The 14,272-nt window shown below is 68.0% G+C and carries 12 protein-coding genes; 6 read left to right on the top strand and 6 right to left on the bottom strand.

Annotation, left to right across the window (positions count from 1 at the left end):
* Positions 1 to 26: 26 nt before the first annotated feature.
* From OXI49_10995 to OXI49_11020, 6 genes are all read left to right on the top strand, one after another.
* Positions 27 to 1,238, top strand: a complete 1,212-nt coding sequence (locus tag OXI49_10995) for an LLM class flavin-dependent oxidoreductase (GenBank protein ID MDE2691030.1) — start codon at positions 27 to 29, stop codon at positions 1,236 to 1,238.
* 111 nt (positions 1,239 to 1,349) lie between these two features.
* Positions 1,350 to 2,135, top strand: a complete 786-nt coding sequence (locus tag OXI49_11000) for a hypothetical protein (GenBank protein ID MDE2691031.1) — start codon at positions 1,350 to 1,352, stop codon at positions 2,133 to 2,135.
* Positions 2,136 to 2,180: 45 nt separating this feature from the next.
* The gene (locus tag OXI49_11005; GenBank protein ID MDE2691032.1) at positions 2,181 to 2,993 is read left to right on the top strand and encodes a hypothetical protein; all 813 of its coding nucleotides are present in this window, start codon (positions 2,181 to 2,183) and stop codon (positions 2,991 to 2,993) included.
* 172 nt (positions 2,994 to 3,165) lie between these two features.
* Positions 3,166 to 5,553, top strand: a complete 2,388-nt coding sequence (locus OXI49_11010; GenBank protein MDE2691033.1) for a VWA domain-containing protein — start codon at positions 3,166 to 3,168, stop codon at positions 5,551 to 5,553.
* Between the two features lie 25 nt (positions 5,554 to 5,578).
* A complete protein-coding gene (locus OXI49_11015) occupies positions 5,579 to 6,865 on the top strand; it encodes an O-antigen ligase family protein (GenBank protein ID MDE2691034.1) in 1,287 nt (428 codons plus the stop codon).
* The gene (locus tag OXI49_11020; protein MDE2691035.1) at positions 6,841 to 8,259 is read left to right on the top strand and encodes an amidase; all 1,419 of its coding nucleotides are present in this window, start codon (positions 6,841 to 6,843) and stop codon (positions 8,257 to 8,259) included. The genes OXI49_11015 and OXI49_11020 overlap by 25 nt, the downstream gene beginning before the upstream one ends.
* Positions 8,260 to 8,286: 27 nt before the next feature.
* Here the strand turns inward: OXI49_11020 and OXI49_11025 are convergent, their stop codons facing one another.
* The 6 genes from OXI49_11025 to uppS all read right to left on the bottom strand — a co-directional run bounded on the left by OXI49_11025 (position 8,287) and on the right by uppS (position 14,100).
* On the bottom strand, positions 8,287 to 9,075 hold the full coding sequence (locus OXI49_11025) for an SDR family NAD(P)-dependent oxidoreductase (GenBank protein MDE2691036.1): 789 nt from the start codon (positions 9,073 to 9,075) through the stop codon (positions 8,287 to 8,289).
* 30 nt (positions 9,076 to 9,105) lie between these two features.
* A complete protein-coding gene (locus OXI49_11030) occupies positions 9,106 to 10,128 on the bottom strand; it encodes an alcohol dehydrogenase catalytic domain-containing protein (GenBank protein MDE2691037.1) in 1,023 nt (340 codons plus the stop codon).
* 27 nt (positions 10,129 to 10,155) lie between these two features.
* A complete protein-coding gene (locus tag OXI49_11035; GenBank protein ID MDE2691038.1) occupies positions 10,156 to 11,121 on the bottom strand; it encodes a PDZ domain-containing protein in 966 nt (321 codons plus the stop codon).
* A 136-nt stretch (positions 11,122 to 11,257) separates the two neighbouring features.
* On the bottom strand, positions 11,258 to 12,031 hold the full coding sequence (locus OXI49_11040) for an aldolase/citrate lyase family protein (GenBank protein MDE2691039.1): 774 nt from the start codon (positions 12,029 to 12,031) through the stop codon (positions 11,258 to 11,260).
* Positions 12,032 to 12,113: 82 nt separating this feature from the next.
* A complete protein-coding gene (locus OXI49_11045) occupies positions 12,114 to 13,187 on the bottom strand; it encodes a M42 family metallopeptidase (protein MDE2691040.1) in 1,074 nt (357 codons plus the stop codon).
* A gap of 88 nt (positions 13,188 to 13,275) precedes the next feature.
* On the bottom strand, positions 13,276 to 14,100 hold the full coding sequence (gene uppS / locus OXI49_11050; protein MDE2691041.1) for a polyprenyl diphosphate synthase: 825 nt from the start codon (positions 14,098 to 14,100) through the stop codon (positions 13,276 to 13,278).
* Between the last annotated feature and the right edge of the window lie 172 nt (positions 14,101 to 14,272).

Consider the following 14,272-nt stretch of genomic DNA (forward strand, 5'->3'; position numbering starts at 1 on the left):
CTCCGCAGTGGTACTGTCGGCGGCCTATGAAATTCGGCATCTTCTACGAGCATCAGCTACCGAAGCCGTGGGGGCCGGACTCGGAGCACCGGTTGCTTCAGAACTCGCTGGAGCAGATCGAACTCGCGGACCGGCTCGGGTACGACTACGCCTGGGAAGTGGAGCACCACTTCCTGGAGGAGTACTCGCACAGTTCGGCGCCCGAAGTGTTCCTGGCGGCGGCGTCGCAGCGGACGAAGAACATCCGCCTCGGCCACGGCATCGTCCAGTTGACGACGAATCACCCTGCCAGGGTCGCCGAGCGCGTTTCGACGCTCGACCTGGTTTCAAACGGCCGGGTCGAGCTCGGCCTCGGCGAAGGCTCAAGCGTCACCGAGCTCCATCCCTTCGGCCGCAGCTTCCGCGACAAGCGAATCGTCTGGGAGGAGGCGGTCCAGGCCTGCCTGCCGATGTTCTGGAACGAAGGCTGGGAGTACCACGGCCACTACTTCGACTTCCCGCTCCGCAACGTGATCCCGAAGCCGCTGCAGCGGCCTCATCCGCCGCTCTGGGTCGCCTGTTCGCAACTCGACACGATCCGCTACGCCGCGCACCGCGGCATGGGCGCTCTGTGCTTCAAGTTCGCCGACCTCGACTCCGCCCGGGCCTGGGTCAACGCGTACTACAACACGTTCACGCAGGACCAGCGCAAGCTCTGCGACTACCAGACGAACCCGAACCTCGCCACGGTCAGCGGCTTCATGTGCGCGCCGACCGACGAAGAGGCGCAACAGAAGGCAGACGGCTGGACCTTCTTCCAGTTCGCTCTTCAGCTCTACAACAAGGAGGGGCCGTTCGAGCCCAAGTCGAACAACTTCTGGGAGCGCTACCAGGAGTGGAAGCAGACACCCGAGGGCCGGCGCCGCTCCGACAGCGAGCTGATCGGCTCGCCGGAGACGATCCGCGAGCGCCTGCGGGAACTCGAACGGGCCCACGTCGACCAGGTCATCCTGCTCAACCAGGCCGGCAAGAACACGCACGAGGACATCATGAGCAGCCTGGAGCTGTTCGCCCGCGAGGTGATGCCCGAGTTCCAGGAGCGCGAAGACCGGCAGCAGGAATGGAAGCGGGCGGTTCTCGCCGGCGAGCAGAGACTCGACGAGATCGACACGGAACCGTTCAACGTCACCGCGCGCCTGAAGCCGACCCTGCCGCCGTCCGAGGAGGCGCTGGCTGCGGCCCGCAAGTGGGCCAGCTAGGAGCCTGCGACAGGTTTGGCGGCTCCAGCTCACCGACCGGCGACCGCAACCGAATCACCGCTTCTGCGTAGTCAAGTGCGACAGCACACAACCCAATACAGGAGACTCTTCATGTCCCTTCCCGTCCAGCGCCGTCGGCCTGTCTCGCTAGCCGGCTGCATCCTGCTCCTGGGAGCCGCGCTCTCCGCCGAGCCCCTCCTCGCCGACGACCAAGAACTGCCGTCGCCCGAGGAGATCGTTGCCCGCTACATCGAGGCCCTGGGCGGCGAGGAAGCGATCCGCGCACACAGCTCGAGGACCGTCAAAGGCGGCGTCGAGATTCCGGCGATGGGCATCACCGGCCAGACGACGGCCTACTTCATCGCGCCCGACAAGATGATCATCAAGGGCGAGATGCCAGGCATGGGCGAGAACATCCAGGCCTACAACGGAGAGATCGGCTGGATCGAAGACCCGATGCAGGGCACACAGATCCTGGAAGGCGAGATGCTGGCCCAGATGAAGCGCCAGGCTCGGTTCTACGCCGACCTGGAGCGCGCCGACCTCTTCCCGCAACAGACGACCGCCGGGGAAACCGAGTGGAACGGTCAGGCTGCGTACCAACTCGACGTCGTCGATCTGGACGGCAACGAACAGTCCCAGTACTTCGCGAAGGAGACCGGGCTCTTGATCGGCGCGAAGGGAACGCAAACGAGCCCGATGGGCGAGATGGAGATGGAGATCACCATCGGCAACTACCAGGAGTTCGGCGGAGTGTTGGTCGCCACGTCGACCTCCACCAACCTCGTTTCGATGGCCATGGAGTTCAACACGACCGTTGAGTCGGTGACCTACGGCGATGTCGACCCGAGCGTCTTCGAGCCCTCCGACGCGATCAAGGCGCTGCTGCCGGAGTAGACCGTGCCGCGAACCCGCACACACAAAGAACCCAGGAGATCATCCATGACCATCGACACCACCAGCCGCAACGCTCTGCTCGTACTCGCCTGCTGCGGCCTGCTTCTCGGCGCCTGCGCCGCCTACGAAGCCGGAGACGCTCCGGCCGCGGCCGCGCCGGAGCCTCCCCCGCCGCCAGAGCTGACCGAGGAACAGAAGATCATCGCGCGTCACGTCGAAGCGATCGGCGGCGAGGGCGCCATCCGCGCGCACAGCTCGATGACGATCAAGGGCGCCTTCGAGATGCCGGCGATGGGAATGTCCGGCGAGGCGACGATCTACCTGGCGGCACCCGACAAGGGCATCGTCGAGATCTCGATTCCCGGCTTTGGCGACAACGTCCAGGGGTTCAACGGCGAGATCGGATGGTCCGAGGATCCGATGCAGGGTCCGCGCCTGCTCGAGGGCGGCGAGTTGAGCGCCCTGAAGAACCAGACCCGCATCCACGGAGACCTGGAGTACGACGAGCTCTACTCCGAGCAGACCGCGATCGGCGAGACCGAGTGGAACGGCCAAGCCGCCTACCAGATCGATCTCGTCGACGTTGACGGCAACGAGTCCTCGCGCTACTTCGCGGTGGAAACCGGCCTGCTGATCGGCGAGGAAGCGACCACCACGACCGAGATGGGCACCATGGAGACCAGCACTACCCTTGGTGAGTACGAGGAGTTCGGCGGTCTGATGTTCGCGACATCCACGACGACGAGTATCCCGTCCTTCGGCATGGAGATCACCCAGACCATCGACTCCGTGACCTTCGACGACGTCGACCAGAGCGTCTTCGAGCCTTCCGACGCGATCAAGGCGTTGCTGGAGTAGAGGCTCGACCCGTTCGAGACAGATCTATCCCCGGTGCGGCCGCTTCGGCGCGGTCGCGCCGGCGCTCTTCGTCGCCGCGACCCTGCTCCCCGCCGCGACACCGGCCGAGGCCCAGGGAAGCCGCCGGCCGCAGGCTCGTCTGACGGACTTCTACGATCAGTGGCTCGCCGAAGTGGAGCCGCTGCTCGCCGACGCAGAACGTCGGGCTTTCGAGCGCCTGGAAGGCCCGGGCGCCCGCGAACGCTTCCTCCGCGGCTTCTGGGCGGCACGGCCTGAGCGCCTGCTCGAGCGCTGGCAGGAGAACCGCGAGGCCCGCGACCAGTTGAGGGAGCGGTCTCCCGCGATGGCACGCGCCGTGCTTCTGGCCGGAAAACCCGGATTCCGGCAGCCGGTCGAACCCTGCGAGTCGGAGCTGCGGCGGATCGAGATCTGGATCTACGACGGCTGGCGGCTCGAACACCAGTTCGGTCGACCGCCGCCGCCAGGCGAAGACGAAATCGTCCTGGCGTTCGTGCAGCAGGTGAACTTCGACCCGCGGTCCATGCGGCTGTGGTCGCCGGACTCGGGCGTTGATCTGACCTTCGACCGGGAACGGCCGGAGAGCGCGAACGACGATGCCGCGACACAACCGGCCGGCGCTCTCCGCGTGCTGGACCAGGCGGAACGCCGACGCTGCCTGACCCCGACCGAGCGAGGCCGCCTGGAGCGGCGGCTCGGCCGCGCCGTGAGTTGGAGAGAGTTCATCGAGCGGCTCGGCTGGGCCGCCGCGACGTCCGACGCCGGCTGGGTCGACCGTTTCCTTCGCGTCGAAGCAGTGCTCGACGCGCACACCATGGCCCTGCCGGGCGTCGCGCTCGACTTCGAACCCCTCGGCAGCGAGAACCGGCGCACGGCGATGCGCGGTCGGCTGCGGCTGCCTCCCGACCACCTTGCCGCGATCGGCGCCGGCCAGATCCTCGATCGCGTGACGATCACCGGCGACGTCTTCCTGCGCGACCGGCTGGCCGACGCCTTCGTCGTCACCCATCACGTGAGCGGCGGAAGCGCGGACATCGCTCTCGACTTCTACCGGCGGCTGCCGGCCGGCGACTACCGACTCGAGATCCGCGCCGAGGATCACCTGAGCCGCGGGCTGCTCCGGATGAGTCGCGCGCTCGAGGTGCCGGCGCTCGACGTGCCGCCCGGCGTCCCGGGCCTCGGCCTCCTGAGCCGTCGCGAGACGATCGTGCTCAACCAGTTGCCGAGCGTCGAGTTGCTGGCGCCCGAGGGCCGCGTCCTCGGTTCGACCGTCACCGCCCGTGTCGTCGCCAGCCCGGCCGTCGCTCGGGTCGTCTTCCTGCGCGACGGCGAGACGGTCGCAACCGCCCACGCCCCTCCCTTCGTGCGAGACCTCGAGTTGCCGAGCCGCCGCCACCGGATCGAGGTCCAGGGACACGACGCCGCGGGAGGGCTCCTGGCACGTCACGCACTGGAGATCGAGCGGGAAGAACACCCGTTCTCCATCGCGCTCGAGCGTCCGGATCCGACGTTCATCGAGGAGGCGCTCGACCTGTCCGTGCGCGTCGACGTCCCGTCCGGCCGAGAACTCGACCGCGTCGACTGCCATCTGGACGCCGCACTCCTCCAGACCATCACGTCGCCGCCCTTCCGTTGCCGGGTTCCGGCCGGACCGCGCCTGCCCCTGAGCTTCGTTCGGGCGGCCGCAACGCTCCGCACGGGCGAGACTGTCGAGAACCTCGTCTTCCTCGGGTCGGGAGCACCGGAAGAGATCGAGGTGCGCCTCGTCGACCTGCTGGTCTCGGTCGGAGGCCGGCGGGCGGGGCCCGCAACGGGACTCGACGCAGTCGACTTCCGCGTACTGCACCGGGGCGTCGAAGCACGGATCCGCGACTTCCGGAACCTCGCCGACCGACCACTCACCGTGGCACTGCTGATGGACATCTCGAGTTCCATGGGCCGCGGCGTCCGCGTCGCCGCAACCAGTGCCCAGCGTTTCTTCGAGGGCATCCTGACCGATCGCGACGCCGCCAGCCTCATCGTCTTCAACCACGACCTTGACCGTCTGGCGCCCTTCTCAGGCGACACGCGCCTGCTCCACTACGCCGCCGAGGCCCTGCGGGCATGGGGCTCCACCCGGCTCTACGACGGAATCGCCTATGCCGTCTCGTCCTTCGCCGGTCGTCCCGACCGGCGTGCCCTGGTCGTGCTCAGCGACGGCGCCGACACGGACAGCAATCTCGACTTCGAGACCGTGCTGGCGCAGGTCGAACTGGCCGGCGTCGTCGTCTATCCGATCGCCCTGCGGGTCAACGACCCGGCCACTGCCGAGGCTTTGGAACGCCTCGCGGATCGCACCGGCGGCCGCTACCACGCCGCCGCTTCCGTCGAGGACCTGGACCGCATCTACCGGGAGATCGAGCGCGATCTCCGCTCCCAGTACCTGATCGCTTTCGAACCGCCGCCCGGAGTCGAGGCGCGCGCCGACGGGCTGCGGGACATTCAGGTCGAGGTGTCGCGGGCGGGGCTGACAGTCACGGGAGTGAGGAGTCGGGGAAGATAGGCACCGAGGAACGTAGACTGCCGGAATGAGCGGGGCACGAGCGGCGATGGGGGCGATCGAGCGCGCCCTGATCCGGCCGTGCCGCGAGGCGGAGGGCAACGCGGGCTTCTGGCTCTTCGTGAGCCATCTCGTCACTACGTTCGGCATCGCACTGTCGAACTTCCTGCTCTTCTTCACCCTGATCTGGGCAGCCGTCCGGCGACGGCGGCTCCACTTCGCGAACGGCGACGAAGACAGGAGACGGAGGCGGCGGCTCCTGCTCCCCCTCGCCGTCTACTCCGGCTGCTTCGTGCTCTCGGCCGTCTTCTCCTACGGGCCGGCGACCAGCCTGGGCGAACTGTCCACGCTCTTCTCCGTCCTGACACTGCCGCTGGCACTGCTGCTCGTTCGGGGCGAGCGCCAGGTGCGGGTCGCCATCGCATCCGTCGTCGGGATCTCGGCCGTGCTCGCCGTCTACGGCCTGACCCAGTTCGCGTTCACGGACTACGGCCCCCTCCACCAGCGGATTCCCGGTCCGTTCTCGCACTACATGACCTTCTCCGGCGTCCTGCTGCTCGGTCTCGCGCTGATCGCCGGCCGCCTCAGCAGCGCGGGCGGCTGGCGCTCGCGCGTCAACTGGGTGGGTCTGGCGCTCGTCGGCGGCACGCTCGTCCTGACCCAGACCCGCAGCGCCTGGCTCGGCGCTTTCGCTCTCGCGATAGCGGCGATGGCCCTTCAGCGCCGCCGCGTCTTCCTGAGTTTCGCCGCCGCGCTGGTCCTGGCCGCCGCCTCGCTGGCCGCCGTGGCGCCTACCGTGTGGCCGACCTACTGGCAGCGAGCGACTTCGATGGCGGAGGTCCGCTATCCCTCGAACTACGACCGGTTGTGCATGCTCTGGGCCGGTGGCCAGATGATCGTCGATCGACCCCTTACCGGCATCGGCCCGGCCATGGTCCGCGAGTGGTATCCGGTCTACCGGCATCCGACGTCGGTTCGGGCGCGTGTGAAACACCTGCACAACACGTTCGTCCACATGGCCGCGAGCCGCGGCATACCGTCCCTGGTCGCCTATCTCTGGCTGATGGCCGCGGCGGCAGCGGTGGCGTTCGAGGGCTATCGCCGCGAAGGCGGCCGGGCCGGGCCGCGGGCCGACCTCTACCTGGGCGTCCTGTTCGCCCTCCTGGCGCTGAATGTGGCCGGTCTCTTCGAAGCGAACTGGCGCGACACGGAGATTCAGCGCTGGGCGCTGCTCCTGCTGGCCCTGCCGGTTATTCTCCGCGCTCCAAACGACCAGCCCGGAGGTTCGGCATGCACCTCGAACGCCTCAGCCTGATCCAGCTCCTCGACCTTCTGGCGGCGCGGGAGATCTCCTCCGCCGAGTTGATGAACGCGACGCTGGATCGCATCGAGGCCACGCACCCGAAGCTGAACGCCGTCGTCAGCCAGCGTCCGCGCGAAGAGTTGCTGGCCGACGCCCAAGCGGCCGACGCGCGACGCTCCGCCGGCGACGCGCGGCCGCTCGAGGGCGTGCCCCTCGGCGTCAAGGACCTCGAGGACGTGGCCGGCATGGTGACGTCGATGGGCTCGCGGGTGTTCCGCGATCAGGTCGCCGACACCGATTCGACCCAGGTGGCGCGGCTGCGAGGCGCCGGGGCGATCGTCGTCGGCAAGACGAACACTCCCGAGTTCGGGTTCACGGCGATCACCAAGAACCCCCTGTTCGGTGTCACGCGCTCGCCCTGGAACCTGGAGCGCACTCCCGGCGGCTCGAGCGGCGGTTCCTCCGCGGTGCTGGCGGGTGGAGTGCTGCCACTCGTCACCTCCTCCGACGGCGGCGGCTCGATCCGGATTCCAGCCAGTTTCACCGGCGCGTTCGGCCTGAAGCCCAGCCAGGGCCGGATACCGCGCGGGCCAATGAAGGCCTGGGACTACGGCAGCACCGCGGTCTACGGTCCCCTCACCCGCACAGTGGAGGACGGGGCCCTGTTCCTCGACCTGGTCGCCGGCCCCTCGCCCTGCGATCCGGGCTCGTTGCCCCACCCGGGTCTGAGCTACCGCGAAGTGCTCGAGTCGGGCCTCCCGTCTTCCGTCCGCATCGCATGGTCACCGGACCTCGGATACGCAAGGGTCCAATCGGACGTCGCACGCGTGGCCGCGGACGCGGCGGCTGCGTTCGATCAATCCGGCCTTTCGGTCGAACCGCTCGAGGACCACGTCCCCGGCGGCCCACCGATGCTCACGGCGGCCTGGGGCACGCTCGGCAACTTCCTGATCGCCGGCCAGATCCACGAGCCGCTTCGCAACCGGCGCCAGGACATGACGCACTCGTTCGCGGAGGCGCTGGAGCGCTCCTGGGAAATGACGCCCGAGACGTTCGGCGCCGCGGCGCGTGAACGGGCTCAGCTGAATCTCTGGTGCAGCGAGGTCTTCAATCGCTTCGATCTGCTGCTGACGCCGACGGTGCCCTACGACCCGCCGCCCGCGCGCGGTCCCTTCCCGACCCAAACCGAGGGCAGGGAGCAGGTGCCGGCCGGCGTCGCGGCGTTCACGATTCCGTTCAACATGTCCGGCCACCCGGCGGCGACGGTGCGCGCCGGCCTGTCCGACGCCGGCCTGCCGGTCGGCCTGCAGATCGTCGGACCGCGACACCGGGACGACCTGGTGCTCCGGGCCGCCCGCCTGTTCGAGCGCGCCCGTCCCTGGCACCCGAACTGGCCGGAGGTCTGAACTCGGCCGGCGCGCGGCCGAACATGGCTACAGCTTGCGCGGCATGCCGCCGTCGATGTTCACCATCTCACCGGTGAGAAACCGGGCCTCGTCCGAGACCAGGAAGAGCACGACGTTGGCGACGTCCTCGGGCATGCCAGGACCGGGAATGATCTGCATGTGTTCGAACATCGGCTTGAACCAGTGGTCGCCGGCCGGATTCGTCGCGCCGGGCGTGATCACCTGTCCCGGCCGCACGCAGTTCGCACGGATGCCGTGGCGTCCGCCCATGCTCGCCAGGTAGCGAGTGAACGCGTCGACACCCGCCTTCGCCGCGTAGTACGACGAGGATGGCAGTCCGCCGGCCAGTTCCTGGATCGCCTCGCTGAAGCCCGTGGTCGCCGCCAGGGACGACATGTTGACGATCGCGCCGCCGCCGGCTGCCAGGAGATGCGGCCAGACCGCCCTCGACATGTAGAAGGTGCCCGTCAGGTTGACCCGGATGACTCGATCCCAAACCTCGTTCGACTCGTCGGGGAAGTTCTCGCCTGCTCCGCCGCCGGCGTTGTTGAAGAGGATGTCGACGCGTCCGAAGTGGTCGACCGCCGCGGCGACAGCCGCTTCGACAGCCTCGGAATCGCCAACATCGCAGGCAAGGAACTTCGCGTCGCCGCCGGCAGCCCGGATCGCATCCTGGACCTCGACACCCTCCAGCTCGCGCCGTGCCATCAGCGCCACGCGGGCGCCTTCCCGGGCGAAGGTCGTGGCGGTGGCGGCGCCGATGCCGCTGTTGCCGCCGGTCACGATCGCCACGCGCCCTTCGAGTCTTCCGCTCATCGTCTGTGCTCCATCGGTTGGTTTCGGAAATCAGGGAACGACGGTCACCTTGACCGCGCCCGAGCGCTTGTCGCCCGCGATCTCGAAGGCGCGCTCGATCTCATCCAGCGGCACCTGGTGGGTGAGCAGGCTGTCGTAGCCGTTCCCACCCGCAATCAGTATGTCCACCGCCTCGGCGAAGTCGACTTCCCCCGGCCGCCGCGAGTAGCAGTTCGACCATTGCAGGCGCGCTTCCTTGCCGAGCAGCACGAGGGGGTCGAGGGTCAGGAGGCCCATGAACACACCGAGTACGCAAATCGTGCCGCCCGGTGCGAGCGCGATCCCCGCCGCCGTCATCGTGTCTGCCAGGCCGCCTACCGTCTCGACCACGAGATCAGCGTCGTATCCGGTCAACTCTTCTGGAGAGCCGGCGTCCAGCACCTCGTGCGCGCCGAGCCGCTTCGCAGACGCGGCCTGGTGCGGGTGACGGGCCGTGATCGCCACGTGACCGAAGTCCCAGGCCCGGGCCACCGCGACCACCGCGAGACCGATCGAACCGGCACCCAGGACCAGCAGCTTCGCCGGCGGCTTCTCCCGGTCCACGCCCGCGAGCCGAAGTCCATGGACCCCGACCGCAAAGGGTTCGGCGAGGGCGGCAAGAGACGGCGGCAACGAATCTGGAACGCGGTACAACCGATGGGCCGGCACAACGACGGCATCCGCGAAGCCGCCCGGCCGCCGCAGGCCGTAGAGCTCGAGTTCCCGGCAGATCGAGTCCCGGCCCTCGCGGCACGGGTCGCAGTCACCGCAGGATGCGAGTGGCTCCACGACGACCGGTTCTCCCGCTTCGAAGCCTGAGACACCTGCTCCCAGGTCGTCGACAACACCGGCCATCTCGTGGCCCATGATCGAGCCCGGTTCGATGATCGGCTTCGGACTGTGAACCAGATGCAGGTCGGTCCCGCACAAACCGCAGGCGGTGATCCGAAGCCGAACCTCGCCCGGGCCCGGTTCCGGTAGCGCCCGCTCGACGAGCGCTACTTCACCGGGGCCGCGATAAACGCCCGCGCGCATCGCGCGGATCGTAACAACGGCCTGAGATCAGAAACCGAGTTCGGAACAGTCGGCCGCCTCGCCGTTCACGGTGCAGGCGCAGTCGCCGTCCGTGCAGTCGACGTTCACTTCGCATTCGCCGGAGTCGCCGCAGGCCGAGGCCGCGAACTCGAAGGAGTTCGCGTTCTCGACATCGACCGTGCAGTCGTCGCCATCCTCGCAGTCGACGGTCACCTCGATCACGCGGGCGTCGGCCTGGCCGTCGGAGGCGGCCGAGACCGCGCGGGACATCTCGACGCGTCGCTCCCGCTCCTCCAGCGTGGCGCTGATCTTCTGCATCCGGCCATCGCGCCAGACCTCGAGCACGACGGTGTTGCCATCCTCGTGGCCGCGAATGGCGCGCGCCAGCGCCGCTGCGGATGCGACCGGCTCGCCGTCGACGGCGGTGACGATGTCGCCGACCTCGAGGCCGGCACGGAAGGCCGGGCTGCCGTCGACGAGCTTGCCGACCATGACGCCCGCGTCCTCGGGGACGCCGAAGTGAGTGCGAAGCTCCGGAGTCAGATCGGAGAGCTGCACGCCGAGAAACGCGCCGCCGCCGTGCCGCAGGTGCAGCCGCGAACCGCGCTCGCCGAGCCGCTGCATCACGCGGTGCACACGGTGCCGGATCGACTCGCCGGCTTCGCCGTCAGCCTCGTGTGCCTCGATCAAGACTACGTCGTGGCCGTCAGCCTCGTGTGCCTCGATCATGACGACGCCGCGCGCGCCTTCCTCGACCTCGGCAACCCACTCGTTGTCGCCGTCGCCCTCCTGGAGAACCTGGACGTCGCCATCGTCGCCAACGAAGATCAAACGGCGGCTCACCTGCTCTTCGCAGTCTTCGCCGTCCGCGCACTCGACGACCTTCTGCACCTGGATCTTGCGGACCTTCTTCTCTTCCCCGTCTTCGGCAAGGGCCGGCGCCACGACCGCCAGTGCCAGACCGACCACCAACCAGAGCTTCATTCTCGACATCGTTCGATTCCTCTCGTGTCTCCGCGTTCGTTCCACCCGGCTCACGCCAGTCTACCTTCGCGCCGTGCCCCGTCTCCGGAACCCGCCGCTGTATGGAAAACGCTCGTGCTCGCGAATTCGTTCCCGGGGCCGGGGCTCAGGAGTCCTCCATCGACGCCCGCACCGTCCGCAGATCCTGGAGCGCCGCCTTGGCCATCGAACCGCCGTCGCGCGCCACCTCGACGAAGCGGAATCCCTGCCTGATCCGCTTGGGGGCCTCCTTGACCGTGCCGGCGACTCCGGCGAACAGACCGTGACGCTTGCAGCCGTCGAGGATCTTCTCGATCGCGGCGGTGAACTTCTCGTCCTCCTGATCGGCCGCCGGCCGTAGCCCCAGCGACACGCTGAGGTCGCTCGGCCCGACGTAGACGCCGTCGAGGCCCGGCACGGAGAGGATGTCGTCGAGGTTGTCAAGCGCCTGCTGGGTCTCGATCATCGGGATGCAGTAGATCTGCTCGTTCGCTTCCTCCAGGTAGTTCCCGCCGTAGAGCAGACCGGCGCGGAACGGACCGAAGCTGCGCTTCCCGCGCGGCGGGTACCGGCAGGCGGCCGCCGCGGCTTCCGCCTCCGCACGGCTGTTCACCATCGGAATGATGATCCCGTGGGCGCCGGCATCAAGCATCTTGCCGATGATCCCGGGCTCGTTCCACGGCACCCGGACGATCGGCGTCGTGTCCGACGCCGTCATCGCCTGCAGCATCTCGGTGGCGCGCTGGTAGTCGACGAGGCCATGCTGCATGTCGATCGTCGCCCAGTCGAAGCCAAGCCGCGACATCAGCTCGGCGCTGTGCGTGTCCGGGAACGCGAGCCAGGCGCCGAGCGCCGGCTCCCCCTTGTCGATCTTGTCGCGCAGACGATTCTTCATCGGCATGGCCTACGACCCCTTCCTTCGAGTTTGCGTTGGTGTGGCGGCGAATACTACGAATTTGCGTCGCCGAGCGCACGAGACCGGCTCAGGGGATAAGCGATTCGTCAGGTTCGAGAGACGCCGCGAAGCCCGCGAGCAGATCGGCCGAGTGATCGATGTCGTCCAGCGAGATCGTCTCGACGGCGCTGTGCATGTAGCGGTTCGGGACGCTGATCAGCCCGGTCGCGACGCCCGCGCGGGTGATCTGAATCGAGTTCGCGTCGTTCGGCGCCGCCCGGCCGAGCGCCGCCAACTGGAACGGGATCTTCTCGGCTTCCGCGACTGCCTCGAGGCGGTCGCTGACCTTCGGGTTCATGTTCGGGCCGCGAACGATGACCGGCCCGCCGCCCAGCTTCAGGTCGCCCTCTTGTCGCTTGCTGATCGTCGGGCAGTCCGTCGCGTGTGTCACGTCGACCGCGATGCCCACGTCGGGGTCGACGCCGTGAGTGCTGGTCCGAGCGCCACGCAGACCGATCTCCTCGCAGACCGTCGACACCGCGTACACAGCCACCTTCGGGTTCTTCCTGGCGACGCGCCGCAATGCCTCGATGACCACCCACAGGCCGGTCGTGTTGTCCATCTTCGGGGCGTTCGCCAGGCCGTTGCGCATCTCCTGGAAGCCGAGGTCAAGCGTCACCGGATCGCCGACCCGCACCGCGCTCTTCGCGTCGTCGCCATCCGTCGCGCCGATGTCGAGCCAGAGGTTCTCCATCTTGACCACCCGCTTGCGTTCCTCCATGTCGAGCAGGTGGATCGGCTTGCGGGCGATGACCGCCGGAACCGGACCGTCCTTCGACCACACGGTCATCCGCTGGCCGATGAGCTGTTGCGGATCCCAGCCGCCGATCGGCTGCACCCACAGGAAGCCCTTGTCATCGATGTAGCTGACGATCAGGCCGATCTGGTCGCAGTGGCCCGCGAACAGCACGCGGCGACCGTCCGGCTTCTCGCCGGCCTCGACGTTCACCGCCGCGATCACGTTGCCGTGAACGTCGGTCGAAACGTCGTCGGCGAACTTGCCCGCGTAGGCGCGCACGACTTCCTGTACCGGCTCCTCGTGGCCCGAGGGGCTCGGCGCGGCCAACAGATCAGTAAAGAACTTGCGTGCTGTCTTGTTCACTTGCTACTCCCAGTCGCTACTTCGCCCGACCGCAGGTCACGGTCGGGCGACTACCGCGGCTGTCCGGTGTTCCTGGTGTCTCCGACTCTCAACGTCCTCTGCGGCGCTGGCGGCTGCTGTACGACCTCAAGGCGCGCAGGAGGTCGATCTTACGCAGAGCGGGCCAGTGCGTGTCGCAGAAGTAGTACTCCGAGTAGGTGCTCTGCCAGAGCAGGAAGCCGCTCAGGCGAACCTCGCCGCTGGTGCGGAGGATCAGATCGGGCTCGGGCTGGCCGGAGGTGTAGAGGTAGCGCTCGATCGACGAGGCGCTGAACTCGTCCGCGACCTCGTCGAGTGATTTGCCGACCGCCGAGTTGTCGAGCAGATAGTTGCGGAAGGCGCTCGCGATCTCCTCCCGGCCGCCGTAGGCCATCGCGATGTTCAGCCGGTAGCGGTCGTAGCCGCTGGTGGCCGCTTCCGCCTCCCGGATCGCGGTCTGGAGGCTCTCCGGCAGAAGTTCGACCTGTCCCAGGAACCGCACCCGGATGCCCTTCTGATGGACGTCGTCGTGGTTCGTGAGTTCCCGGGTCTTCTCCTCGAACAGATCGAACAGCGCCTGCACTTCCTTCGCGGAGCGATTGAAGTTGTCGAGCGACATGCTCCACACCGTGACGGTCGAGACGTCCGCCTCGTAGCACCAGTTGAGTACTTCCCACAGCTTCTCGGCGCCCCTGAAATGGCCCGCGCTGACGTTGCCCAGCCCCTGCTGGCGCGCAAAGCGCCGGTTGCCGTCCATGATCAGGCCGATGTGCTGGGGCAGGCGCCAGGTCCGCACCTTGGACTCGAGCCGACGCTGGTAGACGACGTAGAACGGCCACTTGATCAGGGCCTTGACACGGCGCCAGAGTTCGCTCGCGGGCCGTGTTTCGCGCACAGGAACGGCGCCTGACGGGGCGGAATCGAAGACGCTCACCGGGAATCTCCCCGCCGGTCGGACGGCTGGTCACACGGAAGCCGCTTCACGCCTGCAAGTCTCTCTCTTCGCTGTGTTACTTTCCACCGGCACTCAGCCGCCGCCCTTCGCCCAACCACCGAAGCCGCCACGA

This window comes from Acidobacteriota bacterium, assembly GCA_028875725.1.
Taxonomy (GTDB): domain Bacteria; phylum Acidobacteriota; class Thermoanaerobaculia; order Multivoradales; family Multivoraceae; genus Multivorans.